The following is a 26,430-nucleotide window of genomic DNA, read 5'->3' as shown; positions in this document are numbered from 1 at the left end:
CCACCATGGCCCGGCCCTTATCAGCAGCCCGGCCATCGTTTTAAAAATAAATATAAGGAGAGTTTATGTTACGCAAGACAAGCCGAATCATAATCACCGTATTCATTGCAGCAGTTCTTACCTGGGGAACGGCCTTTGCCGACAAGTCGCCCAAAATAAAAATCGCCAGCGTGGGCTGGACCGGAGTGACCATTAAAACAGAGCTGGCAGTGGCCGTTCTTGACAGCATCGGGTATGACGCACAAAACCTGACCATGTCAGTGCCCATCACCTACATGGCCCTGTCCAAAGGGGATGTAGATTTTTTCCTTGGCAACTGGATGCCGACCATGGCCAACATCGCGAACAAATATTTTGAAAATGGCAGCGTGATCCAGTATACGGCCAATATGCCCGGCGCTAAATACACGCTGGCCGTTCCCTCCTTCTGCATGGCCCAGGGGCTTAAGGATTTCAAAGACATTGTGAAGTTCGGCGATGAGCTTGACTGGAGAATCTACGGCATTGAAGCCGGCAACGACGGCAACCAGGTCATCCAGAGCATGATCGACAAAAATATGTTCGGCCTGGGCAAATTCAAACTGGTTGCCTCCAGCGAAATGGCCATGCTGGCCCAAGTTCAGTCATTTGCTCAGCAAAACAAACCCATTGTATTCCTGGGATGGGCACCCCACAGCATGAACGAACGCATTGATATGAGTTATCTGACCGGCAGCACCTCAGAAACCTTTGGCGGAGACGACGGAACCGCCACGGTCTGGACCAACACCCGCAAAGGTTTTGACAAAGATATGCCCAATGTGGCAACTTTCCTGAAAAACTTCACCTTTCCCATCGCTATGATCAACCAGATTATGACCTCGTTGCACACCCAGAAAGGTCTATCCCCCCGGGATGCGGGCCTGCTGTGGCTCAAACAGCACCCCGATACCTACCGGGGTTGGCTTAAAAACGTGACCGCCACAGATGGTAAACCTGCGGCCCCGGTCTTTGCAATCGCCCTTGAAAATGTCGGAGAATAAGTTTCACTGATTTTCGCATGTCAAAGGAGCCGTCCAGTTGGACGGCCCCTTTGCTGATAGTTGGCGTAAAGTAGGGCCTGAACAAAAAAACTGTGTTATTTGACTGGCAGTGCCTGGCATACAAGTTCCAGAAGATGAACTGCCCTGGCAGAAATATTTTGGCGATTAAGACTGTCCTGAAGCTGAATCATGCATCCCGGACAAGCCGTTGCAACAATTTCAGCCCCGCTCTGGGCAACATGGTTTGCCTTTTGGTTGCCGATCTTTTGGCTGGTTTCGTAATGGTGTATGGAGAAGGTCCCGCCCAGACCGCAACAGGTTGCCGCATCCACCATCTCAACATAGTCGACCTGGGGCAATGCGGAAAGCAGCAGCCTGGGAGCCCGGGTCAAGCCGTGATTTCGCAGGTGGCAGGGATCGTGGTAGGTGACCTTAATCCGCTCCTCTGACCGGGGCAAAGATGCCAGTCGGCCGGCCAGGTCCATATCCATCAAAAAATCCATGACGTCCCGGGTCTTTTCGGCAAAGGGCTGGTAGTCGGCCCCAAGCGTGGGATAAATCCCGGCCAGAGTGCCGTGGCAGGAAGCACAGGCTGTGAGTACATAGTCAAAGGCGTGAAGTTTCAAAGCCTTCAAATTTCTTTGGGCAAGAATTTTTACCGCATCTCCCGCACCGGCGGACAAGGCGGGAAGCCCGCAGCAGCCCTGTTCATCGGTGAGGGTCACATGAACCCCCATGAAGTTGAGAATACGAACTAGACACTCACCAATTTCTGGGTATAGGTAATTGATACCGCAGCCTACGAAAAAAAGTACCCTGGGACTTGCTGATGGGGAAACCGTCTGACGGATATCCCGCTTCAAAAAGGGTTTGAATGACGGCTTGGGCAAGGTGCGTTCCCGGGGGATGCCCGGCACAGGAAACCGCAGTCTTAAGCCGCTTGTTTCAGGAATCTGCCGGCACAGAAGCCGGGAAGCCAAATCTCCACTTTTACTCATCCAGTCCATGGCCGTTTTATGCGTCAGCAAGGTGGCCACGCCTTTACCAAATCCGGACAGCCCCTTTTGCTGAGCCACTTCCCTGCGAGCCGCCGCCACGATCTGCGCGGTGGGCACCTGGTTGGGACATAGATTGGTGCAGCTGCCGCACAGCAGGCACTGGGACAGATCATGGACCAGCCTGTCTTCGGCAAAGAGTTGCCCATCCATCATGGCCTGGACAAGGGTGATTTTCCCCCGGGCGACACCGCCTTCCAGGTTCTCAGCCTTAAACACCGGGCATGTGGCCCGACAGGCACCGCACTTGACACAGGCCTGGCACCACTGTCGGTATTGTTCCAGATCTTTCATTTCATCTCTCCGGGAAGCGGGGCGTCATCGTCTGGAAAAATTTTGCCCGGATTAAGAATATTATGCGGATCCAGCGCTTTTTTAAGCGTTTTCATGTAAAGGATCGACTGGCTTGACAGCTCCAGGGAAAGGTAGGGGGCCTTCATAATACCAACGCCGTGTTCTCCGCTCATGGTTCCGCCCAACGCCAGTGTGGCCCGGAACAGTGCCTCAACAGCATGCTCGGCATTGGCCATTTGTTTTGCATCGGCTTTATCCGCCATGATGTTGACGTGGATATTTCCGTCGCCGGCATGACCGAAGTTGACTATGGGCAGGTTATATTGGTCGGAAATTTTTTCGATCCGACGGATCATCTCCGGCAGCCTGGACCTGGGCACACAAATATCTTCGTTGAACTTTTCCAGTCCAAGCTTTTTTAATGAAGGAGAAATCGCTCTGCGGATCTTCCAGATCTCTTCGCTTTCCTCAAACGTATTGGCCACCCGGTTCTCCAAAACGCCCAGGGATTCGATCACCGTCAGTATTCTTTGGGTCTGTTTGTCCAGAAACTCCCTGTCCCCGTCCACCTCTATAATCAGGGCCGCTCCGGCGGCTTCCGGCATAGACAGCCCTGCGGTCTGCCTGAGGCAGTCCAATGTCCGACCGTCCATGAATTCCAGGGTCGCGGGAATGATCTTTTCACGGATAATGGCGGATACGGCCTTGGCCGCACCGTCAATGGCATCAAACACCACCAGCATGGTCTTCTTGGCCTGGGGTTTGGGAAGCAATTTTAAAATAATTTTGGTGATAACGGCCAGGGTGCCTTCGGAGCCACAGAAAAGCTTGGTCAGATCGTAGCCCACCACGCCTTTCATGGTGGTGCCACCGGTTTCAATGCGGTCGCCTGTGGGCGTCACGACCTCCAGGCCGATGACATAATCCTTAGTCACGCCATACTTGACACACCGGGGACCGCCTGCGCATTCGGCCACGTTTCCCCCCAGGCTGGAGACTTTCAGGGACGCCGGATCCGGGGGATAAAACAGACCCAACGCCTCCACGGCCTTTTGAAAATCCCCGGTCACCACACCAGGTTCCACCACGGCCACAAGATTTTCCTGATCAATATCCAGGATTCGGTTCATCCGGCTCATTCCCATAACCATTCCCCCGTGAACCGGCAGGGCACCACCGGTGAATCCGGTACCGGAACCCCTGGGATAAACCGGAATACGGTGGTGGTGGGCAAGGGTCATGATCCGGGATACGGCCTGGGCATCCGCCGGATGCACCACGACATCCGGAAGAAATTGTTTACGCGTGGCATCATAGCTGTACAACACACGATCGGTCTTTTCACAGCTTACAAATTTGGAACCGCAGATCTCTTTGAGTTCCTGGATCACTTTTTCAGATATCATAAATCAGCTTCCTAGTTGAACATTGCCGGCAGGACCAGGGTAATCTGGGGTATAAGTCACCATCATCAACCCCAGCAGGCAAACCAGTAAAAAGGGCGTCACCGACTTACTCACCAGCCCCAGCCTTCGTCCGGTAATGGTTTAGGCCACAAACAGGTTGCAACCAAACGGCGCGGTAATAAAACCGATGACAACGTTCACTACAATCACGGCCCCCAGGTGAATGGCATCAATGCCCAGATTCACTGCAAGAGGTTCCAGTATGAAAAATATAATAACTATGGCTGCAGGCGTGTCCAGTAACGATCCAATAAAAAGAAATAAAATTTACTATTTAAAGTAAAGACATAACCACGGTCAACGTAACAAGGCTGAGTAAGGTGGAAACACAGATCACAGAAGTAACAAAAGTTGGCGCCACATCATTTTCCATGGCAATTATGGCCGTAAGCACGGCCGACGGCATGGCCGCCTGAAGAATACCGGCAGAGGCTTCAATGCCGGAGATGCCCACCAGGGGGATCATGGCAAAGGCAATGGCAGGTCCTGCAATCAGGCGAATCAGACTTGCCAGAAAAACATCTATGCCAAAGTTCAGTTTTCCTGCCTCTTTTAATTGCAGTCCTAACGCCAATAGCAGCACTGGAATCATGGCGTCACCAAGCAACCCTGCAATACGCTGAACCATGATTGGCGGTGCGATACCTGCCACGGGGAAGATCAGGGCCAATGGCACAATCGTAATCCCCGGTGTTTTAATAAGATCTTTAAATGCGCCTGTGCCGCCGCCTTTCAACCATCCGGCGGCCATAACACAGCAAAAAAAAGAAAAAGTATTGGCCGTGAGCATGTAAATGGTTGCACTTTCCATGGCGTCAGGACCCAAGCAAAATTTTGTCAGAGCCAAACCGTAATTGCCCACATTTCCAAATATACAGGTCATCAAAAATGCTGTGGATATCTCTTTGCTGCGCCCCATGCCCCTTGCCAGGATCCAACCAAGGAGTCCTGTGATCATATAGACCAGTCCAATACCGACCATCATTCTAAATGCGGTTACCGCATCAATTTTAACTTGACTGAGCACATTGAAAACAAAGGCTGGCACAAGCAGATAATAGCTTGTTCGGGAAAGAGACCGGCTATGAATTCCAAGCCTGTTCCCGAAAAAATAGGCTGTCAGTATCAGGACAAATACCGGGGTAACAACATTAAAAAAAATGGAAAAAAATTGGGAAAACATAGAAGCTCCGAAAGGTTATCACCGCAACCGGAGCTATCTTTTCCTGCTGCCGGTCAAAAGGAAAGCCTTGTACTATAAATGCCCCACTGGGGTCAAGCCGCAGCGGCAACTTTGATGGCGTCGTAAAAAGTCTTTAACGACTGCGTCACGTTGCATGACATGAGGCTCACCATACTATCAGAAAAATATGATGATCCATGAAGACTGTTTTTTTGGGTTTCAATTTTGGTACGTCTTTTTTCCCTGACGAAGCCATCTTTTTCGTATTCTATTTTTCCATATACGGATTGACTGGTTAATAAAAAAGCGGTTCCTATCCTACGAAAAAAAGTTCCTACTCTACGAAAAAAAAGTTCCCAATATACGATAAAAAAATTCCTAACATCCGATAGACATTCTATCCACGAAACGCCAAAAAGCTTATCAATCATATCATTCGAAGCTTTCATTTAATCACCAAGGCTGTATCGCTCAAAAAATGAGACAACTTAACAAAAACATGCGTACGATCCCTACTTATTTAAAAACAATTCGCAACAGCATCACAGCTTTCGCGCTTGATAATCACAATAAATTCAAATGGATATCCAAAGAATTTAACTGCACGCATTTAGAATAGTTATAAGTCTGAAATTTTTATGCTTGACAGCCCGCCTATTCATAATATAGGTTTCTTATAAATATAGATTAGTTTTTATTATTTTTTTTTAGAAGCTTGAAGATTTTACCAAAAGACGGTTAGGCAGGCGGTTTTTAAATCTTCATAATGATATATATTCGGGGCTTGATCCTCATAGAGAGGAGTCCGGATGTGTTAATAAAAAGAAAAACAAGGCTGTTTTTTGCCGGAAGGCAAAAGCCGTAAATAAACTTAAATTTATTTGAGTTACGGTATATCAATGGCTTTTAAAACCCGACTTTAATGTTAGTGTAAGATTTTCTCTACTTTATAGTAAAACAATGATGCCACCGAAATTTGGTGGGTATAAATATTGTTCAATAAAGCAACATAGTACGAGAGTCTAAACCAAAAAGTTATAAGGAGGGGGAAATGGGAAGTACAACTAGTAGTCGTAGTAATTACCAGATCAATTTATTTAAACCTCAAACCGCTTTTCTCAAAGACAACGTTCGTATCATTAAATTCGCAGTATTACCAGTTGGGCTGTAACTGTGTTAGGCCTTCATCTCCTGTTGAAGGCGATTGAAAAAAGACGTCGGAACTTAGGATATACTGTTTATAAACAGGTATATCCGAAATTAAATTATACTTTTTTTGATAAGGAGAAAAATCTATGTCACACGGACCTGCGACTCAATGGGGTGAGGACAAAGCGATTGCCTATAAAACAAAATTTGGTTTGTGGCTGTTTATTATTTACGTTTTAGTCTATATCGGATTTATCTGGATCAACGTTTCCAGTCCGAAAACAATGGCGATGATAGTTTTTGCCGGTCAAAATCTGGCAGTTGTGTACGGCTTTGGCCTGATTGCTTTGGCCTTCGTAATGGGCATCATTTACGACTATCTTTGCACCAAAAAAGAAGAAGAACTGAATGTGGAGGGTTCTGACAAATGATATATAATGCATCTCCGTTTGCTGTCGCAATATTTGTTGCTTTTGTACTTGGTGTTCTCTGGTTGTCATCTTTTTTCGCAAAAAAAACACAGACATCACAAGGTTACTATGCTGCTGGAGGAGATATACACTGGGGTGTAAATGGTATTGCCTTCGCAGGCGATTATCTTTCAGCCGCCTCCTTCCTTGGGATATGCGGGATGATCGCATTCAGCGGATACGACGGATTTTTATATTCAATCGGGTATCTTGCTGGATGGGTCGTTGCCCTGTTTATTGTGGCCGAGCCGCTGAAGCGCTATGGTAAATACACATTCACAGATGCACTTAATTTTAAATACAATTCAAGAGGCATTCACCTCACAGCGGCTATCAGCACGCTGATTGTCTCTATATGTTATCTTATACCTCAAATGGTAGGCGCCGGAAGCCTTGTGACGCCTCTGCTTGGCATGCCGCATTACGTGGGGGTTATCCTTGTCGGCGCTATCGTTATTTTTATTGTAGCAACAGCAGGGATGGCATCAACCACTTACGTTCAATTCTTAAAAGGCGGCCTGTTAATCATTTTCTCAACAATTCTTTCAATTTGCATATTTGTGCATGGTATTAAAAATCCGCCCTCAGAAGATTATCATAAATTTCAAACAATAAATGCCACTGTAATAAATGAAAATCTTACAGCAATTGAAAGCGATGAGTATCAAATAGTCGGGACAAATAAAAATGCCGATGGCCATTTTGTAAAATTAAACAAAGCGGGCGTAAATACATGGTGGAATTTGATCGAAAAAGATGGAAATGCCTACCTTGAGGAGACGCTTACAGTTGTAAAAGGCAAAGATGGCACAGAACTTTATAATGGCGAGCCAAAGGAGGCCGAGAAATTCTACCAAGTAGGCCACGTAAGCAAGCTCGTCGTTGATGGAAAAGAGGTTACGGAAACAGGCAGCGTTAGCCCATTTAAATTCCTGACAACAATAGAAGAGAGCACTATCGTCCGTTTCACCAAAGTAATATTCATGGATAATGGTGACAAAGTGTCGCTCTGGTATCAGACGCCGACACCAGGTCAGGAGATCATGAGACCCGGATTAAGATTCAAAGTAGATAAGGGTTCAACCTTTATGTCCAAGCTTGATTTTGTCTCCCTTATGATAGCATTGTTTTTTGGCACCTCTGCACTGCCTCATATTTTGATCAGATATTATACAGTATCAAGCGCAAAGGCAGCGCGTAAGTCAACTATCGTTGCTATAACATCCATAGGGTTCTTTTATATACTTACCCTTTTCATGGGACTGGGGGCAATGACGACTGGCGTACTGGATGTTCAGAGCAGTAACATGGCCGGCCCTCTCCTGGCTAAATTTTTTGGTGTTGCAATATTCTCTATAATATGTGCCATTGCCTTTGCAACGGTTCTCGGGACAGTATCCGGGCTTATTGTGGCAGCATCTGGTGCTGTTGCCCATGACCTGATTTCCAATTATATGGGGATTAATCTGACCGATAGGGGTCAGGTAAAAGCGGGTAAAATTGCGGCAGTCGTGGTCGGGATAATCGCTATATTCTTGGGGATAGCGTTCAAAGGGGTAAATGTATCATTTCTTGTAGGGCTGGCTTTTGCGGTTGCGGCATCAGCAAACCTGCCCGCGATTATAATGATGCTGTTCTGGAAAAGGACGAATGCAAAGGGTATTTCCGCATCCATCGTAGTGGGTATAATAAGCGCCTTAACAATCATTTTACTTTCGCCCAAGACTTTTGAGGTGTATGGGCTTCCCGCTGCAAGCGCTCCTATTCCCATGAATAATCCCGGTATAATTTCAATACCGCTTAGCTTTATAACCCTGGTTGTTGTGTCTTTAATGACAAAGAAAAACGAACACGACTGGGAGGGCAAAGGACAACAAGCATAAGCGACACAGTTAAAAAGAAAGTATTAAACTAAAAAGGAGAGTGTGTAAAACACACTCTCCTTTTTTATTTGTATTTTAATAATCAAAAATAACAATTGAATTGAATAATATCATCTGGTTACCCACCCTTTCATGACTTTTTTTCTCATAACCATTTGAACCGATAAGCAACAAAAGTTTAAGCGCGACATTCTGAAGGAAGGCTTCGATTATGTAAGTTAGCGTTTAAACATGGGCATCCTATGTTTTTGGACAGGTGGCTATGTAATGCTTAGGACCGCAGATTAAATAAGTTGGGCAGAAATAATGCAGACGTTTGGTTAATCAGACAAGGCGCATTAAAGGTTAAGTAGCATGTATATTGAGCCTTTGATGCAACGAAATAGATGGTCCAAAAGGCAAGCAATTTCGTTCAAGTTATTTAATCTGAGAGCCTTATTGTTCTAATGCTTCTCAGGTAAGACCTGGTTTGGAAAATTTACAACGTTGGATTTTATTGGGGATCGATATTTATCCAATGGGAGGGGGGTACTGGGCTGTATTTTATTGAACAACTACATTGTCCATTTAGTGGCATCCATATCACGATCTCTGGTGCATCATCCAATGGTGACGGTTTTAACCCCCGAATTTGCAATGCCCCAGGCTCCGGAAACAGGACAAATTTTTTTAAGTAGAGGGCAATCGTAATTTTTTTAACAGCCCCTTCTTTTTTCAGTTTTCTGAAAAAGGGGCTGTTTTGCTTAGTAGGGGCTATCCCACCGGAAGGATTGATCTATTGTATTGTTCGTTGAGAACTTCCGCCATGGCAAGATAGATAGCGCTCATTCCGCATATGATGCCTTCAAAACCAGCAATTACGCCGATAAGCTGTGAACCTGTCCAGTCTTTGATGGCAAGAAGAAAAAACAATACCGTCAGCGATGCAAAAACAAACTGAAGGCCCCTGTTCGCTTTTAATGTCCCAAAAAACATAAACAGTGTAAAAATTCCCCACATGAACAGATAGCAGGCCATGAATTTTGCGGGCGTCGGGTCGGCCCAGCCAAGCTTTGGTAACAGGATAAGCGCCACCAGAGTCAACCAGAAGTGGCCATAGGATATGAATGCCGTAACTCCAAAAGTATTACCTTTTTTAAATTCAAGAATACCGGCAATAATCTGGGCTGCACCTCCGTAAAAAAGCCCCATAGCAAGAATCATGGAACTGATTTCAAAAAAACCGGCATTATGAATGTTCAAAAGCACAGTCGTCATTCCAAAGCCCATCAATCCGAGAGGTCCCGGATTAGCCAACGTTTCGTCTTTCATTTTCTACTCCTGTCTCCAAATGATTAAAAAAAAACGGTAAAAACACTCCTCTTAAAAACATTCCACTGTCAACCTGACCATGAGATTCCACACTGACATCCAGGGGTTTTCAATCTGTCAGGTGGTCAACCAGTTAAGCGGTTGACAGGGGATTTCAAAGCATCTGTAATTCTTTTTTTAGTCTCTATTCACCTCAGTCCGGGGTAAACAGGCAATAAAGACAGTCTTAATTATTAGCAAGCACTTTTATTAGTAGCAATCATTGTACCATAATCTTTTTTCGGGCTTTTTTGAGTCTATTTATTACCGTGAATAATCTGCCATCCACCTATTATCATTGTTAATAATCAGTATATTTTAATTTTATTGAAAAAAGAAGTATGGAGGAGAAGGCTTTAAATGGGAAAGAAGAAATTTTGGGCGTATATGACCCGAAAAAGATGATGCAACGGATAATATATTGAAATATATACAAATAAATAAATGGGCGATTTTGTCCCATTTTGAGATATATAGAACCCGTAAGCCATCATTTTGTAATTAAGTATCCCACGAGGGAGAGGCGTTTAGTGCCGCAGATTAAATAAATTGGGCAGAAATAACGCCGACTTTTGGTTCATCTAAAAGGTGCATTAAAGGTTGAATAACAGGCCTATTGGGATTTAAATGCAACGGAGTAGATGCGCCAAAAGGCAAGCTATTTCGTTCAAGTTATTTAATCTGCGGTCCTTAATTAACCGGACCTTGCCTAGGACAGCCCATTATGCGAGAGAGGAAGTATCCGCAAGCTTGTTCTTATCATCTTAAAGGGTGATCCACTATCCACGTTGCGAGTCGATGGGGTATTGAGATTATAACGTACTTATGAGCCCATGGGCCATCATTTTACGATAGAGAGTCCTGCGAGAAATCCCCAGTTTTGTAGCGGCTGTTTCTCTGTGCCAACGGGTGATATGAAGGACAGAAAGAATAAGCTGTTTCTCAAACCGGCCAACGGCATCTGTCAGCGGAAGGTCTGTAGCTGAATCGCGACCGTCAATGATTCCTGAAAGGATTTCAGGTGGGATCTCAGGGGGGGCGTTCTCCGGGAGAGTCATAAAATCCAGGCTGTTAAGGGCAATATACCTGCGGAGAACATTCTGGAGCTCCCTGACATTTCCGGGCCAGTGGTAATTGTATAGCGCTTTTATGTCTTTTCCAGGTAAGATATCGAAGTGGAGAGGTGATTCCATATGGCTGAAAAAATGATCGGCAAGGAGGGCAAGGTCTTCTTTGCGTTCACGAAGGGGCGGAATATCTACCGGTATCACATATAAGCGGTAAAAAAAATCGCTGCGGAGTCGGCCTTTTGTAACCTCATCCCATAGATTCAGGTTGCTTGCGGCAACAATCCTGAAATCGGAATAAAGCACCTCATTGCTCCCTACCGGGGAATACCCTCCCCCTTCTATAGCCCGCAGGAGCTTGACCTGCATGTTCAAGGAAAGTTCTCCAACTTCATCAAGAAACAGGGTGCCGCCCTGTACATGGGAAAGAAAGCCTTCTTTGTCATTATAAGCACCGGTAAAAGCGCCTTTTACATGACCAAAAAACTCATTTTCCAGGAGAGATTCAGAAATGGCACCACAATTGACAGGAAGAAACGGTGCGTTTTTTCTTTCGCTGGAATCGTGTATAGCCCTTGCAACCAGCTCTTTTCCTACCCCTGATTCACCGTGGATAACAACACTATCAGCACAGGCTGCCGCCCGTACAATTACGTCATAGACCTCCTGCATTTTTTGGCTTTTTCCGATGATATTGCAGAACTTGAAGCGCTCACCCATCGAGGACCTCAACAGGGAATACTGTTGCTGGAGCTGTTCGGATTCACGCTTCATGGCCTCTTCCTGCATTTTGCGAAGCGTAACATCCTGAAGTGTTGTGACTGCGCCTGTAATGTTGCCTTCATGGTCAAAAACAGGAGCCGCTAGAAAATATAGATATCTTGGTTTTCCATTAAAATTTTCAAAATAGTCTGTTGCTTCCCAGGCATTGGGTACAATGTTGGATTCTGCTGGATTTTTTGTGCCGTATATTTCAAGGAATTTATTATAGTCCTGCTCAACGACAAGATCGGCCAGAATAGGCCGTTTTCTGGGATAAAAAATCTTCCACTGGTGATCTGTGCCAATAATATCTTCAGCGGATACGCCGGTAAGAACTTCACAGGCTCTGTTCCAGACCTTTACCCTGTGGTCGAGCCCTATGGCAAACTGGGCAATCGGCGTATATTTAAGCACAATTAAACCCAACCCCGAAAATAGCTATTCTTTCTATGACGCTCAACATTCTCCCTGGCATCTTTTAGGTTTATCAACTTAAGGCCCAAAAGCCTAACAGGTTGCATTCATAACATTCTATGCGGAATATAAAAAGTTAATTTTACAAATTTTTGAACACTATACTCACACATCCCGAATAAAGATTACAAAAAAAAATTGATAAAAAAAGGGATACTGGATTAGTTCGTTTCGATTGCGCTTTTCGCGGTGAGAGGCAATAAGTAATTAAGAGAGATAGCACCCACAAGGCAGACAACACCTGTAATAAAGCGTTATGGGTCAGGTCTTGAATTTATATGAAAATAACAATTCAAGACCTGACCCTGAATTCCAATTCTGCCGGCGCAACGAAGTTAAAGACCTTCACCAGCGCAACGAAGAAAAGATCATTATCAGCGAAACAAAAAAAAGGGCTGCTGAGAAAATTCGTGCGGTTTGGATTACAGTGAATTGACAGGCACCGTCTGGATCAGACAAAACTTTGTTAAAAGCGAACCATGCATATGCAGCACCATATGCGATCCAAATAAAACTCGTGCCAACGAGGACAAACCAACGATTCATGATTTTTTCGGTAGACATTAGAACACCCTCCTGTTTTTGTTGAACATTCTGGTTAAACAGTCCTGAAGGATTAACTACAAGTTCAGCCAACCGGGGGGCAAAGTGCCATCGCACTTGTTAAAGCCAAATCTATTTAAAAACCAAGGGCGTTCAAAAAGCTGCTATCCCCCCGGATTGACCGCAGCATTTTGTCGGCCTAAGTCTTTATATAGGCTGGTCCTAAAATATTAAATCATTGGATAATATTTGCTGTTTAGCGTTTTCAATTGTCCTTTTTTAAATTATAAGAAGCGGCAAAATAACATCAATAACCGGAAAGAAACGATTGAGCTAACTTTTCCCGCCCCACTCAGAATGAGTTACCATAAAATCAGGGCGTTCTAACCGGTTTTCCCAAATGCCGGCAACTTCGTTTAATCTCTTTTTGTCTTTTCGTACTTGCTTGCTTACGCTATTAGTATATCAGTTATATCTTCGGATAAGTTCTGTTTATTTTCCCTTAAACTCCGATGTAATATTAAATATATGATAGAAACTTTCTTTTTGTCAACCAATATATTACCAAGCGCTGGTAAAAAAGAAATGCTACAAATTTTGCGCCGAATTTTTCTTCATATTAGAGGCGCAACTCAAGGAGCTTATGAGATATGTGGCCATTAATACAACGAAGAAGACGGGTAAAAAGACAAGCCATGTGGTAAATTTTATTATTTCCATTGACCCTTAAACCATCGATTGCAGTTCTTCCTGTAATTTTACCACCTCTTTAATTATATTTCTAAGCGTCTCCTGCTCTATTGCCGTAAGATTACTTAACCAAACGGTGTTGGATGGCCAGTCATTGTCAAGTATGAGGCTTACCTGCCATTTTATTCGCAGATGCATAAGAAAATTATACATTTTTTCAATTTCTTGGGCCTTTCTTTCAGAAATTAAATCATATGCCATCAAATAATCTAACCGCAACATACTATTGGTTTGTTTTATAGAATGAAACAATGCCTTGGCTCTTAAATACCCGACAATCGGCAGCTGAAACTTTTTAATATCAACGTGTTTTCTATCGAAGACCGGCTTACTGGACGCTACTGTTTGAACCAACTTGCTAAAGAATTCATTTTTACCTTCTAATTCTTCATATACAAAATCAATCAGTTCTGATGATAGAGACATACTTCCAAAAACCAAACGCATGTCAAAAAATAAAGAACCATCGAGAACATTTAACGTAACAGGGTTATTAATCCAGTTTGAAAATATTTGCTTCCATTCATCAATATGGTTGCACCACTCAGGATTACCTGCCATTAGATCACCTTCGCAACGTGCATAACCGATCTTATGCAGGTTTTCATTTATTATCACCGACAGGTTTAAAAAGTATTTTTTATTATCATCAGACTGCTCTGCAAAAATTATAGCATTATCCTGGTCGGTTTTAAGTGTTTGCTCTCCCCGCCCTTCGCTTCCCATGGCTATAAAGGCGAACTCACAAGGAGGCTGACCGACTTCAGCTATTGCCATTTCTATCACCCGCTTATTTATAGCGTCAGCGATTGAAGTAATGATACGCGATACACTGCTGATATTATCCGTACTAGTGAATATTGCCTGTATTAATACAGGTACTTTATTATAAATATTGCGCATATCACTTATAACATCACAATTTTGTATCTCCTGTAATAAAAACATCAGTGAGTTATTTTGCATTTCAAGGCATTTAAGATAACTGATGTAGCCATAAATTCTATTGTTATTATTGATAACCATAAGGTGCGAGATACCATGCTCCCGGAATAAGAGTACGGCTTCATACAGTAACGCCCCCTGATTTATACTAATTACCGGCGATGTCATTAATTTAACGACCGGGCTATCCATAGTAATTCCATCGTTCATTAAACGATTTCGGAGGTCTTTATCGGTGACAATACCGACTGTTTCATCGCTGCTTCTTACACTTATAATTTCGCTGCGCTTATGATTCATTAACTCAATAACCTTACCTATCGGCATGTTAATATCGCAATAAATATTTTCGCTTACCAGATTCTTAACCGGCTGATTCATTAATTGAAGCGAAAGCTGAACATCCTCAGACAATTTCTGGGTATCAAGCCTGAGTCTATACTTTTCGGTAATATTTTTTATAACGACTATATATGCTGTGCTATCCGATATGTATGCTGCATTATCCGACTGTTCAACCTGTGTCACATAAGCTACAATATGATGATAACCTGCTTTATATTTCAAAAGCTCGGTTTCAAAAGCATATGTTTTATTGGGATTTTTAATTCCTGAAACCATTTCATCCCAGCTTAATTTAAACAGTTCTGAAAAATCGGCGCCAACCAGGGACTCTGCACCATTATCAAGCAAACTAATAAATTTGCTATTAGCAAATACAACCTTCCGATCAACGACCATCAAGGTGCCTTCGGTTGATGCACCCACCAGGCTTTTATATCTCTGGTTAGACAACCTTAATTTATTTACGGCATCTTTACGTTTTTCTTCAATTATTCTGGTTTGCTTTAATACATAAACAAGAATTACAATAATAATTCCAATAATAAGAATTGACATTCGTAACAACTGATCCCGCAACCTTTTTATTTCACGCTTTACATCTTCAAGATATATCCCGGTACCAATTATCCAGTTCCACTCCTGGAAAGCTTTTACATACGATAATTTCGGAACTTCATGCGAAGCATTTTCTTTCCTTTTCCAATAGTATTGAATTATCCCCTCGCCTTTCTCATTTACTAGGTTAGCGGCATCGGCAAATAACTTATTCCCATGTTCGTCTGCAAAATCACCCAGGTCTTTCCCGTTTAAGTCCGAACGATATGGATGATTAATCATTACAGGATCAGTGGTAGTAATCCAGAAATAATTTTTGTGCTCATTTCCATACCTCATCCTGCCTACTTCTTCAGTAGCCAAAACTTTAGCTTCAGCCAGTGTTATCCGGCCGCTTTTGTATTCCTCATCATATTCGGCCAAAACACTCCAGGCAGTATTAGTTAATTCATGAATCATTTCCTTTTTTCTATCCATTACACTACGCTCAAACATTGGAATAATAATTGCGTAAAATGAAACAATAAACATTATTATACTTACTACAGCCAACACCGTTGATATCACTATCCCCGATGTAAATTTTTCACCACTTTCTTCTTTCATGTTGTTGTATGTCAATGTCATTAAATTAACCCCATCGTTACAGAAGTCATGAAGAGTTGCGTTTCAAGGCATCAAACTTTATTTTACTGGTTGGGCTGTGCCTCTGGCTGACCCACTAATTTATAGATAGCAGACACATCCTACAAGAATGGCTCCGCCGTCTATGTTCCCCAGCCTGGCTGTCTATGATCCTTTCCTGAAAGTACCAATCGATATTTTCCCATGCGGGCTGGTCTTTTGCCACAAGCTTGGTACTTCTCGTTTTGGCGGGGCCATTTTTTCAGCTTCTGTTTATGTCTTATATTTTGATTGACAAAAAGCAAACCCCTGTTTTGAATTAGGATATTACCATTCTGATTTAAAAAAGCAAGTTCTAATAAATAGTTCTTGCATTCATTAAGGGAAAAGGGTAGAGATTCTCAGTTTGGAATTGTTCAGGCAGTGGGCCATTTTTCTAACCAAGCACTTTATTTATACCTAAGCGCACTGAAAAGTGCACGCGGAGATCCAACAGAAGATCGTGGGGTAGGAAAGGAGAAGGAGATTAAAAGATGGTAGCGCACAAAGAGAAGTCATATGGCGAAAAACGTAAGAAAGCAAGTGAGTTTAAGACTCGAGCTGAATATCTTGACCATGAACTGACTATTATGAAATTCCGTCGCTGGCGGGTCAACCTGCCCTTCCGGGATTACGGAATAGAGATCGAGGACGTTGTACCGGCACTTGCCGCCACCATTGGAAAGGTTGTAATGGTAACTGCCATGGTAGCCGCCTTTGCAGACCAGTACGCTCTTACCCCCGCATTCATTGCAGAGAACGTCAGGTTAGAGATGCTGATCGCAGGTGCTGTCTTTGTTATGCTTTTTTCGGCATTCCTTAATCCGAACTCAAACCTTGCGGGCACCCACGGCCCGATGATTCCCCTTATCCCGATTGTTGCTGCGGCTGGCGGACATCCTCTGGCTCTGGGCATTCTGATAGGCTTATTCGGCCTTATTCTCGCCATCACAAAAGGCGGTTCCAAGCTGATGAATCTGACCGGAATCGGAGTTCGGGGAGGACTTCTGATCTATCTGGGTGCCGTTGGGCTTATAGGACAGATCGGCAAACTTGGAAAATGGGCGACAGCAGGTGGCGTCAGCACGGTTTCCTTCGTGGTCATCAGCGTCACCGTGCTTGTTTATGCCTACCTGGCGCGTATCCAGAAGCGCTGGTTGGCCATCCCTCTTTGTTCCGCCATCGCAGGCATCATCGCATTTACAATGGGCGCTGATTTCAGCTTTTCTACCCCGCCGGGACTTCCCCATTTTGATCCCATGTGGTGGTGGGGTACTAATACAGGATGGAAAATGGGACTTCCGAATCTCGGCCATTTCATCGCCGTTATTCCGTTCGCCATTCTGGCCGTTGCCATGTGGTCGCCGGATTACCTTGGACACCGGGTATTCCAGGAACTCAACTACCCGAAAGAGGCCAAAGCCGTACTTATGGACGTTGACGATACCATGATGGTGGCATCTATTCGCCAAGCCATCGGTTCCTGCCTTGGCGGCGGCAATATCGCCTCCTCTTGGGGGACATACATGATTCCCGCAGCCATTGCCAAGCGCCCCATACCCGGCGGTGCGGTTCTCACCGGCATTTTCTGCGTGGTGGCCGGAATACTCGGCTACCCCATGGACCTTGCCATGTGGGAACCTGTTTTGCGAGTGGCACTTATTGTTGGCGTATTCCTGCCACTCCTTGAAGCGGGGATGCAAATGGTAAGCAACCATAAGGATTCCCAGAGCGCCGGAACCTGTATTTTTGCCTGCGCATTTGTAAACCCGGTGTTTGGCTGGTCCGCTGCCATGCTCCTGGACAACCTGGGGCTCATCGGCGATACTGACCGTGCCAAAACACTCAACTGGAATGAGAAACTGATCATCCCAGGTATCATGTTTATCGTCTGTGTGGTTTCCCTTGGGCTGGTGGGTCAGCTTCCCGGGATACCCGGCATCTTCTAAAACTTACTGCCGCCCGGTCCGCGGCTGCCATTTGAAAAGCCCGTCGATACCTTGGATCGGCGGGCTTTCTATATTCGGAATAAAACCTTCCATATGGTTTGACTTTCATCCGTCTTCTTCGTTGTGTCAATGGGTACATATATTTAATATGCTCCCATTGCCACGCCTTGAATACGAACGAAAATTCTAAACCATATTTTGGAATGTTTTATTCCGATCATGGGCCTAAGCCCCCTTCATTATGAATATCAGCCGCTCCGTTAAGTGAAGTCATTGAGTTGCGCTTAGCGCTATTCCGAATTCTTTTCACATTCCTCGCGATAAGGATTGACGGTCATAACCGGACAACATGCTGTTTTAACAACCTTTTCTGCTACGCTGCCAAACACTATTCGATTAAAACCTTTATATCCATGAGTACCCATGATAATAAGTTGTGCGTTTGCCCATTCAGCATAATTCACAATTGCCTCTGCAATATCTCCAGAGATAACTTGTCCGTTAACAGTAGATATACCCAACGCTTTGAACTCTTCCTTATGTGCTTCTACAAAGGCGTTCATCCGTTCTTTAGCAGCATTAAGCAAATCGTCTCTCATCGCAGGTAGATTCGCCGGAGGAGTAAAGAATGATGTATAATCCTCAAATTTTTGAACAACAAAAATCAAGTCAAGATATGCTGAAAACTTGCCAGCAATACACGCAGCCGCACTGACAACCGTTTCTGTATTATCTGAAAAATCTATAGGGGCTACAATACGTTTAATATCTTTCATAAGTGCTCCTTGTCTTTGGGATTTAAGATTCATTTTAATAATTGTCGCTTTTTATAAAATCTGATTGTAGTATACATAGTTCGAGATTGGCAATCTATATCAGATATAAAAAGGCGCAATTCAGACTATGGACTCAAAAAAATAAATGCAACAGATTTTGCGCCGAAGGGACACCCTATATTTTAATATCTGGCCCTAACTTCCATAAATTTGCAACAACTGCACCCACAACATTTAGATATGGCATAAGCACTCCCCCACTGCCGCAAAAAGCATCTGTCCCTGAAAAAGTGATTTTTGTTCCAGTAAACTTTGAAAAACAGTCATTTATATGTTAATTATTTCTCGTTGAAAACAGCTCAAGGATACTGCAATGAAACTTGAAGAACATGTAAAGCACACCGAAGAAGTTTTTGGTGTACCAGGAAAAGACATACACCAATGGCTTGATGGTTTTTTTGATACAAACTCATTTGAAAGACTGCTTGCAGGGCAAAGTCCGGCTAATTATGACCCGTATTCCCATAGAAAATTTCGTCATTGCATTGAGGGGTTGGAAGAGGCTTATGAGAAATTTGAGGGTAAGTATTCTCGTGAAGAAATCAAAAATGTATTTGAAACCCACGTCAAAGATGATTATAGGGGTTACCTTCCCAAAAGAGAAGACTTTGAGAACGGTACGTTCACAGAGAAATATCACGATGCTGCGGAAACTGAAGATAAAAAAATATTGAGTTTTGAAGAACTCACCGATTATTTCCAGGGCAAATCCTACAATTATCAAAAGGAGAAAAGCGAAAAATTTTTTGATAGCTTCGGTAGTCGCATTATTTTGCCGACTATATTGGCGATCATACTCTTTATCAGTTATATATTCTTTTACGTAGTTCCTCTCTTTGAAAATAACATGTTAAGCCAAAAAAAGCTGATGGTAAAAGAACTGACAGCAACAGCGGCAAGCGTAATTACACACTATCAGGTGTTAGAAGAAAAGGGGCAGCTTTCCCCTGAAGAGGCCAGACAGCGGACCATAGATGAAATAAAAACGATGCGCTATGACAGCCAGAATAAAAATTACTTTTTTATCATTGATATGGCCCCTAAAATGATACTGCATCCCTATCGTCCGGAGTTGACAGGCAAGGACTTGAGTGACTATACGGATGAAGAAAACAAAAGCGGCAAAAAACTGTTCGTTGAATTCGTTCGTATTGTAAAATCCGAAGGAGAGGGATATTTAAGATATCATTGGCAATGGAAAGATAACCCAGAAAAAACTGCTGAGAAGCTATCGTATGTAAAAGGAATACCCGAAAGAGGCTGGATTGTTGGTACGGGTATATATATCAATGATATTGCAGAAGAAAAAGAGGCTTTGCAGCTGCATATTTTTCAAATCGTCGGAATTACTGTTGACGGACTATTTATGCTGTTGGCCTATTTTCTTCTACAAAGCAGACGCATTGAAAACGACCGAAAAAGGGCTGAAGCAGGTCTAAAAGAAGTTAAAGACCGCTATCGGGCGTTGGTCGAATCCTCAAATGAGGGTTACCTTTTGTCCATGGAAGGCCGAATTGTATACTCAAATTTCAAGTTACAACAAATATTAGGTTTTACGGACACTGAACTTCATCAAACCGATATCTGGAATATTATATTTCCCGATGTGGAAAATAACAGCAGGCTAAAAGAACACCTGAGCAATGTATTCAAAAACGACGCTGATTCCGGAGAGTTTGAAGCGGTGGCTGCTGATTCTGTTGGAAATCATATTGATGTTATTGTTACTACATCTCGTATATTTCTATCTGAAAAACACGGGCATGTTATTTCTTTACGCCCTATTGTTCGTCAAAGCTATATTGGTGTTGGCTCCGCCACAAGTCTTCCTATTGATTATAAACCAATGCATTCTTCTCTTATCAAAGAGATCAGGGAGAGTAACAGAATCGGGCATGTTGTCCAAAATATGAATAAACTGCCGACAATTATTCAAGAAATGATTGATACAGGTGCTAAACCCAAAGCGTTGTGTATGGTGATTGGCACAACGTATGATGAAGTTATCGTTCGTTGTATCGAGTTGTCAATAGATGAAACTGGTCAGCCACCGGTTGCCTTTGCATTCCTTTCTCTTGGCAGCAATGCAAGGCATGAGATGACCATGTTCTCAGACCAGGATAATGCAATAATTTTTGAAGATACCACACAAGCAGCGCCTGACACGATCAGGGCATATTTCCTGAAGCTTGGAGATAAGGTTTGTAGCAAGCTCAATGCTTCCGGTTATCATTTCTGTCCGGCGGGAATTATGGCTTTACACCCCAAATGGTGTCTTTCTGAAAAAGAATGGCATAAAAAGTTGAAACATATCATGAAGGCCCCAACGCCTGACGGGTTTCTGGAGTTTAATGTATTCTTCGATTTGAAATGTACTTATGGCAATGTTAATTTAGCGAACTCTATACATTCAAAAATTCAATTATTAATGCATCAGTACCCTGAGTTTATCAATAGTTACGCAAAAAATGCGTTGATATATAAACCGCCTCTTAATGTTTTGGGCGGCTTGAAAACTGAACGACAAGATGGCGCAAAAACCTTGAATCTTAAAGGTGCACTGCGTCCCATTGAAATTTTTTCAAGACTTTATGCCTTAAAGCATGGAATTGATGATGCAAATACCATTAAAAGATTGAATAAAATTAGAGAAAAGGAAGAAATTGACGAAGAATTTTACAAAGAAGCAATCTATATGTTTAATCATATATGGCAGTTAAGATTCTTTAATCAGATTTTTGCACACAACGGTTTGCGCAAAGTGAATGATGATTTAGAAATTGAAGAACTCAATGATTTCGAAGTTGAACATCTAAAGCAAGTTATTTCCAAGCTCTCAATGCTTAGAAGAAAAATCAGTCTTGATTTCATCGAAAGCGTTGCGGCAGAGATTAAACCCTAACTTGTTTCGGACGGCCGGGGTCTGCTTCATCATTCAAATAAAAAATGAAAGCTCTTCCGGGTAAGTTTTGGGTTACGAGTGTTGTGTATGACCCTGAATCTGACACATAGCTCATAGAAGGCTATATTTGGGAAGTGCCGATCCGTTGGCCTTTGTTTGACTACCTTTCTTTAAATTCCAAATTTAATTTTGTCTGCATTTCAGAAATTAATGAAAACACTTTTTTTAGAGTTGATTTCTCAATTTCAGTTAAGTTTTCAACATTGATGATATTATCAGGTTTTCTGAATTCTTTTAATGCATTAGTTTGGGTTTGAAAACGTAATCCCATTAAAAAATTGTATGCTTGTGTTAATTCCTCATACATGGGTTTTTGAACCACGTTTTGATTTAATAATTGTTCAAGTCGTCGTAACGTATTGGTTTCTGCAATTTTGCCTTGCAGTGAGAAAACCTTAATAAACGTAACAATCGGAAGAAGTATTTTTTTAATATCGAATGTTTCATTATCACCACCGGCAATATTTCCAAACATGTTTAACGGGGACTTGTACCGAATAACCGTTTGGGCAAGCAGATAAACAAAAACGGCTTTTTTATCAATAAGCAGGTTGATATGTTTTCTTAGTTCGTCTGTGAAAAAATTATCGCCATAAATACACCTGAAATCGAAAAAAACGGTGGTGTCTAATATGTTTTGAGGTTTGGGTGTGTTAATCCAGCTTGTAAATTGCTTTTTCCAATCAGATAAGCTTAAAGTGTATTTGGGATTTTTGGCCATTATTTCACCGATACATAATTCATATCCGACATGGGCCAGGTGATTGTTAACCGTTTCGGCAAATTTCAAAAAATAGTTTTTAATTTTTTGGGCATTGTTTTCCCCAACATCTTCAAAAATAATGGCATTGTCCTGGTCAGTGGCAATGGTTTGTTCTTTTCTTCCTTCACTGCCCAATGCAACAAAAGCGAACCTGCATGGCGGTTCTCCGTGGTCTTCCAAAGCAAAAGTGACGATACGATTTGTAATTGCATCGGATACGGATGTAATAATATGGGTTATCAATTCAGTTTTATTACCACTTTCCATTAATGCATTAACCAGGACGGGTATTTTGTCATAGATCTTTTTAAGTTCATTAACATTTTCGGCATATTCAATTTCCCTGAGGATATAGCTTAATGAATTATGCTGAATTTCAAGTATGTCTTCACGGCTAAGGACACCGATAATTTCATTTTCATCGTTTTTTATAGCCAGATGGCTGACGTTTTGTTTTCTGAATTCCAAAACGACTTCATAAAGCAAGGCTGCATTTGAAATGCAAATAATTGGGGAGGTCATCACCTCCACAACCGGGGACTTGCCATCTTTGCCTTTTGCCAAAACTCTTTTACGCAGGTCACTATCATTAACAACACCAAGCATTTTATCATTATCTGCAATAAAAATGAGGTTCATCTTTTTCCGCTCCATTAATGAAGCAGCTTCAGTTACGGTTGTTTGCAGGTTGCTTTTCACAATTGGCTTTGCAAATTGTGAAATTGGCTGATTCATTAATAATAGCGAGCTTTGAAGTTCACTGCTTAAATTCTGAACGATTTTTTCTGTTTGTTTTTTTCGTGATATATCTTTTGTGACCACAACATATGCTTCCTGTTCTTCAAAAAAAATCTTTGCGACTGAGATCACAACATCATGAAATTCAGCCTCACCTTGCTTTACCTGGGTTTCAATGGAAGTGGATTTGTTGGGTTTTTCGAAAGACCGTAAAATTTCTTCCCAGCTAATACTGAAAAGCTCCTCAAATTTAGACGCAGCAAGTTCTTCATGTGTTTTTCCGGTTAACTGTTCAAACATATGATTGGAAAAAATGATCCTGCTGTCTTTGATCATTATTGTTCCCTCTGATGAAGCTTCCACAAGGGTTTTGTATTTTTGCTTTGAGTGTAAAAGGTCATCTTCGGCCTTTTTTCGCCTATCTTCAATTTTAAGGCTTTGTCTGATTATAAATACAAGGATAAGTATAATTATCGTTGATATTAATAATGAAATCCGTGTCAACCTTCCTTTTAAAGCGCCTATCTCAGCTTGCACATCATCCAGATAAATACCGGTTCCGATGATCCATCCCCAGTTTTCAAATCCTTTTACGTATGATAACTTTGGAACAATTTGGGTGGCATCGTCTTTCCATTGCCACATGTAGTTGATAAACCCTTCACCCATTGTTTCTACAACGTTGCTTGCCTCAACAAACAACCGAACGCCATTGGGGTCTTTATAGTCATCCAGCATTAAATTATTCAGTTCGGGACGATAAGGATGCATAATCATAACTGATTTCATATCCGCAATCCAAAAATAGTCTTTTCCCTCGGCACCATATCGCATTTTTTCGATTTTCTTTGACGCAAGGTCTTGTGCTTCCTCAAGAGTAATCGAAGAATCCTTGTATTCATCATCATACTCTTTGATTAAACTCCATGCAGTGTTGGTCACTTCCCTGATCATTTCCTTTTTATTGTCCATCATGTTTTTTTCAAATGATGGTATCAGGATCACATACATCGAAGTGATAAAAAGCAAAATAGTAAGTATGGACGGGACGATAATAGAGAAAAAAAATTTTCGTATGACTTTATTTGCCATGGCGTGTTTCTTATTTAGTTAAAGGTGAAAATACCGCAATTTATTGCAGATATTTTAGTTTCCATATAGTTAAATATGCGCAAAAACCGAAGACGGAAGTCATAAGCAGATTCCTGAAAATTTAAGTTTCATACTTTATGACTTTGGTTTATTTCGTCTTCCGACCAAATAAGTATTGTTTTTTCAATTTCATTCGTAATCTTTAAGACAATCTATTTTACATACCATAGAGGTGCATTTAAGGAAAGGATAGGAACATCCTTTTCTCAAGCAAAGCATAACAAAGGCTTAAATCATTATCAATAGTCTGAAATATGGCCCGGCCGGGCACGGTCGTGGGGATAAAAACAACCTCGAAGAGAAAACTGCACCAAAATAGAATCCAACTCACTGAAAATAGGCTAACCGGCTATCTTTCATATATTGGCTTTGTTGGGAGGTATCAAGACCCTCCCCCCAAAAACCGTAATAATAAAAAAAAGGCGCTACAGGTTGCCTGTCAGTGATCTGGACAGCAGGTCAAGATAGAAGCGTGCATGGCTGATGGAAGCTGCTGTGTTAGCCCGATGGTTAGCGAATATGCCGTCCGGGTTGCCTTCTATAACCATCCAGGGATCCATGTGCGAGGCATGATGAAGGGCTTCAATCGTGTGATGAAGCACATCCATGCCCTGAACAGATCCAATGGTATCGTCAAAATCCAGGGCGAGCGCCTCAAGGATGGTGCCCATAGCAGTCGCCACGCCTTTTGTGTAGTAAAAGACATCATCAGCCTTAAAAGTACTGATATTTCCCAAGTCCTTGACTAAATTCTCATCGCAACTCCCCAGGATGCTCTCATATGCCTTGAGCAAAGGAACCAGGTTGTCCACCCGTCGGTAAAATCGTTCCTCACCTCTTTCCAGCATGTGCTGATAGTTTTGCCACTCGTCCAACCCCTCCTGATATTTGCCTTCAGCCGAGGGAAACATATATTCGGAGGGCTTAATCATGAATGAATTCATGGCGTATTCCAGACTGGGAACATAGGCGTCGTTGCTCCCGGTCCGTGACAAATTTTCGGCCAAGGCCACAGCCGTCCTGCGGGTCACTTCCAAAATGCCCAATTGCAAATTCTTAATATTATCGGCAATCCTAATGATGTCATTGGGCCGCCATCCCAAAAACCTATGGTTTAATTCATAGTCAAGGGGCTTGATGCAAGCTTCCACAAAGGCCACTCCCCGGGGGCCTGTGCGTACCGGCGCGGCATGCGCCGTCGTCCCATGTCCGTCTGCCGGTGTTGCAACCACATGACTGGTTGCTTTCTTTTCATTGACGGTCTTATTACTAAGAGTCGTGAGAGGAGCTGTATCCTTTTGGGCTTCAGGTGCAGGCTGGGCGATTACGTGGAAATCCTGTTTTTGAGCGGCAGGCTGATGCGTGGTCTGGATACCATGTGTGGCGTCCATTACCGCGCTGAAAGTGTCATGGGTCACGTCTGTTTCCAGGGCAGCTTGCGTCCCAGGGGTTTGCCCGCCCCTTTTTGCCGTAAAATCCTTCCACGAACCCATGCTCCAACATGTGGCATACCCGGAAACACCCAGGATCAGCACCGTGAGAATAAACCATTTGGGTAGAAGTATATTTTTTAAAAAACTCTTTTTCTTTACTGCATCTCCGCCGTTGTCGGCATTCTTAACCTCTGCCATATTTTCCTCCTTGCCAATAAAAAAAGTTTATGGGTTGAAACTCCCCTGAGCTTACGTATCTCGCCAATCCGGATCGCCACGTTCCGGGCATCAAAATATTCCAGCCGGGGGATCAAATATTTCAGGGACACCCCCATAATCTCCTTAAACTGTGACGTTGACAAAGGATTAAGAACCTCCTTTTTCTTGTTTAGTGATTAGCAAGGTATAACAAAGAAAAAAAAGATTATCAAGAGCTTGAAATACAGCTCCAGCCAGGCACGCCTCCAATGGGATTGCTTCAAAAAGCAGCGAGAAGACCCCGCCGTATATTCATACCGACCGGGAATATAAGGGGCAAAACTGCCCGGCTCGCTGCCTTTTTGAAAACCATACCAGCCAGGAGCCTGTAAACATGATGCATAGGGCCAGAGGAGAAGGCAT

At 42.9% G+C, this 26,430-nt stretch carries 18 protein-coding genes; 5 read left to right on the top strand and 13 right to left on the bottom strand.

Translation table 11 applies throughout. The annotated features are described in order from the left end of the window. The first annotated feature begins 65 nt into the window (after positions 1–65). Positions 66–1,022 (top strand): ABC transporter substrate-binding protein, encoded by a 957-nt coding sequence (locus tag EYB58_RS14035; protein WP_111953391.1) that lies wholly within the window; start codon positions 66–68, stop codon positions 1,020–1,022. Between the two features lie 95 nt (positions 1,023–1,117). Here the strand turns inward: EYB58_RS14035 and EYB58_RS14030 are convergent, their stop codons facing one another. The 5 genes from EYB58_RS14030 to EYB58_RS14010 form a co-directional block, all read right to left on the bottom strand. Beyond that, positions 1,118–2,371: a (Fe-S)-binding protein gene (locus tag EYB58_RS14030; RefSeq protein WP_111953393.1), complete on the bottom strand. Its 1,254-nt coding sequence runs from the start codon at positions 2,369–2,371 to the stop codon at positions 1,118–1,120. Continuing rightward, positions 2,368–3,777 carry an FAD-binding oxidoreductase gene (locus tag EYB58_RS14025; protein ID WP_111953395.1) on the bottom strand — a complete coding sequence of 470 codons (1,410 nt, stop codon included), beginning with the start codon at positions 3,775–3,777 and terminating at the stop codon, positions 2,368–2,370. Before EYB58_RS14025 ends, EYB58_RS14030 begins: the two co-directional genes overlap by 4 nt. Before the next feature lie 141 nt (positions 3,778–3,918). After that, positions 3,919–4,104, bottom strand: coding sequence for a TRAP transporter large permease subunit (locus EYB58_RS14020; RefSeq protein ID WP_111953397.1), 186 nt, complete (start codon positions 4,102–4,104; stop codon positions 3,919–3,921). Between the two features lie 7 nt (positions 4,105–4,111). Beyond that, positions 4,112–5,020: an AEC family transporter gene (locus EYB58_RS14015; protein ID WP_111953399.1), complete on the bottom strand. Its 909-nt coding sequence runs from the start codon at positions 5,018–5,020 to the stop codon at positions 4,112–4,114. Between the two features lie 92 nt (positions 5,021–5,112). Continuing rightward, positions 5,113–5,469: a hypothetical protein gene (locus EYB58_RS14010; protein ID WP_111953401.1), complete on the bottom strand. Its 357-nt coding sequence runs from the start codon at positions 5,467–5,469 to the stop codon at positions 5,113–5,115. A gap of 846 nt (positions 5,470–6,315) precedes the next feature. Between EYB58_RS14010 and EYB58_RS14005 the strand changes: the two genes are divergently transcribed. Next, entirely contained in the window at positions 6,316–6,600 is a 285-nt protein-coding gene (locus EYB58_RS14005; RefSeq protein WP_111953403.1) for a DUF485 domain-containing protein, read from the top strand. Beyond that, positions 6,597–8,522, top strand: a complete 1,926-nt coding sequence (locus EYB58_RS14000; protein ID WP_111953405.1) for a solute symporter family protein — start codon at positions 6,597–6,599, stop codon at positions 8,520–8,522. Before EYB58_RS14005 ends, EYB58_RS14000 begins: the two co-directional genes overlap by 4 nt. Positions 8,523–9,275: 753 nt before the next feature. Here EYB58_RS14000 and satP read toward each other — a convergent pair. From satP to EYB58_RS13980, 4 genes are all read right to left on the bottom strand, one after another. Next, positions 9,276–9,833, bottom strand: a complete 558-nt coding sequence (satP, locus tag EYB58_RS13995; protein WP_111953407.1) for an acetate uptake transporter — start codon at positions 9,831–9,833, stop codon at positions 9,276–9,278. 851 nt (positions 9,834–10,684) lie between these two features. After that, positions 10,685–12,115, bottom strand: coding sequence for a sigma-54 interaction domain-containing protein (locus tag EYB58_RS13990; RefSeq protein WP_111953437.1), 1,431 nt, complete (start codon positions 12,113–12,115; stop codon positions 10,685–10,687). Between the two features lie 405 nt (positions 12,116–12,520). After that, positions 12,521–12,739, bottom strand: coding sequence for a hypothetical protein (locus EYB58_RS13985; protein WP_131072072.1), 219 nt, complete (start codon positions 12,737–12,739; stop codon positions 12,521–12,523). A 705-nt stretch (positions 12,740–13,444) separates the two neighbouring features. Further along, positions 13,445–15,940, bottom strand: coding sequence for a DUF294 nucleotidyltransferase-like domain-containing protein (locus EYB58_RS13980; protein WP_111953411.1), 2,496 nt, complete (start codon positions 15,938–15,940; stop codon positions 13,445–13,447). A gap of 530 nt (positions 15,941–16,470) precedes the next feature. Here EYB58_RS13980 and EYB58_RS13975 point away from each other — a divergent pair. Further along, the gene (locus EYB58_RS13975; protein ID WP_111953413.1) at positions 16,471–17,925 is read left to right on the top strand and encodes a DUF3360 family protein; all 1,455 of its coding nucleotides are present in this window, start codon (positions 16,471–16,473) and stop codon (positions 17,923–17,925) included. 290 nt (positions 17,926–18,215) lie between these two features. Here EYB58_RS13975 and EYB58_RS13970 read toward each other — a convergent pair whose 3' ends face one another. Continuing rightward, a complete protein-coding gene (locus EYB58_RS13970) occupies positions 18,216–18,701 on the bottom strand; it encodes a universal stress protein (protein ID WP_111953415.1) in 486 nt (161 codons plus the stop codon). 373 nt (positions 18,702–19,074) lie between these two features. Here EYB58_RS13970 and EYB58_RS13965 point away from each other — a divergent pair, with 373 nt between their 5' ends. Further along, positions 19,075–21,663: a DUF294 nucleotidyltransferase-like domain-containing protein gene (locus tag EYB58_RS13965; RefSeq protein ID WP_111953417.1), complete on the top strand. Its 2,589-nt coding sequence runs from the start codon at positions 19,075–19,077 to the stop codon at positions 21,661–21,663. Positions 21,664–21,823: 160 nt separating this feature from the next. On the opposite strand, the gene EYB58_RS13960 is transcribed toward EYB58_RS13965, so the two are convergent. The 3 genes from EYB58_RS13960 to EYB58_RS24765 form a co-directional block, all read right to left on the bottom strand. After that, a complete protein-coding gene (locus tag EYB58_RS13960; protein ID WP_111953419.1) occupies positions 21,824–24,316 on the bottom strand; it encodes a DUF294 nucleotidyltransferase-like domain-containing protein in 2,493 nt (830 codons plus the stop codon). Between the two features lie 485 nt (positions 24,317–24,801). After that, positions 24,802–26,007 (bottom strand): DUF2333 family protein, encoded by a 1,206-nt coding sequence (locus EYB58_RS13955; RefSeq protein ID WP_111953421.1) that lies wholly within the window; start codon positions 26,005–26,007, stop codon positions 24,802–24,804. Further along, positions 25,965–26,171 carry a SelB domain-containing protein gene (locus tag EYB58_RS24765; RefSeq protein WP_207309049.1) on the bottom strand — a complete coding sequence of 69 codons (207 nt, stop codon included), beginning with the start codon at positions 26,169–26,171 and terminating at the stop codon, positions 25,965–25,967. Before EYB58_RS24765 ends, EYB58_RS13955 begins: the two co-directional genes overlap by 43 nt. Positions 26,172–26,430: the final 259 nt, after the last annotated feature.

Origin of the sequence: Desulfobacter hydrogenophilus (genome assembly GCF_004319545.1) — a bacterium.
Lineage (GTDB): Bacteria > Desulfobacterota > Desulfobacteria > Desulfobacterales > Desulfobacteraceae > Desulfobacter > Desulfobacter hydrogenophilus.
The sequence above is the reverse complement of the archived record's forward strand: the minus strand, read 5'-3'. Positions and strand labels throughout refer to the sequence as shown.

What these genes read in the sequence shown, in the direction of transcription:
- EYB58_RS14005 (WP_111953403.1), top strand. Translation starts at nt 6,316, where the DNA reads ATGTCACACGGACCTGCGACTCAATGGGGTGAGGACAAAGCGATTGCC.
- EYB58_RS14015 (WP_111953399.1), bottom strand. Translation starts at nt 5,020, where the DNA reads ATGTTTTCCCAATTTTTTTCCATTTTTTTTAATGTTGTTACCCCGGTA.
- EYB58_RS13960 (WP_111953419.1), bottom strand. Translation starts at nt 24,316, where the DNA reads ATGGCAAATAAAGTCATACGAAAATTTTTTTTCTCTATTATCGTCCCG.
- EYB58_RS14030 (WP_111953393.1), bottom strand. Translation starts at nt 2,371, where the DNA reads ATGAAAGATCTGGAACAATACCGACAGTGGTGCCAGGCCTGTGTCAAG.
- EYB58_RS14035 (WP_111953391.1), top strand. Translation starts at nt 66, where the DNA reads ATGTTACGCAAGACAAGCCGAATCATAATCACCGTATTCATTGCAGCA.
- EYB58_RS14010 (WP_111953401.1), bottom strand. Translation starts at nt 5,469, where the DNA reads ATGAAAGCTTCGAATGATATGATTGATAAGCTTTTTGGCGTTTCGTGG.
- EYB58_RS13985 (WP_131072072.1), bottom strand. Translation starts at nt 12,739, where the DNA reads ATGTCTACCGAAAAAATCATGAATCGTTGGTTTGTCCTCGTTGGCACG.
- EYB58_RS13970 (WP_111953415.1), bottom strand. Translation starts at nt 18,701, where the DNA reads ATGAAAGATATTAAACGTATTGTAGCCCCTATAGATTTTTCAGATAAT.
- satP (WP_111953407.1), bottom strand. Translation starts at nt 9,833, where the DNA reads ATGAAAGACGAAACGTTGGCTAATCCGGGACCTCTCGGATTGATGGGC.
- EYB58_RS13975 (WP_111953413.1), top strand. Translation starts at nt 16,471, where the DNA reads ATGGTAGCGCACAAAGAGAAGTCATATGGCGAAAAACGTAAGAAAGCA.
- EYB58_RS13955 (WP_111953421.1), bottom strand. Translation starts at nt 26,007, where the DNA reads ATGGCAGAGGTTAAGAATGCCGACAACGGCGGAGATGCAGTAAAGAAA.
- EYB58_RS14025 (WP_111953395.1), bottom strand. Translation starts at nt 3,777, where the DNA reads ATGATATCTGAAAAAGTGATCCAGGAACTCAAAGAGATCTGCGGTTCC.
- EYB58_RS14000 (WP_111953405.1), top strand. Translation starts at nt 6,597, where the DNA reads ATGATATATAATGCATCTCCGTTTGCTGTCGCAATATTTGTTGCTTTT.
- EYB58_RS13980 (WP_111953411.1), bottom strand. Translation starts at nt 15,940, where the DNA reads ATGACATTGACATACAACAACATGAAAGAAGAAAGTGGTGAAAAATTT.
- EYB58_RS13965 (WP_111953417.1), top strand. Translation starts at nt 19,075, where the DNA reads ATGAAACTTGAAGAACATGTAAAGCACACCGAAGAAGTTTTTGGTGTA.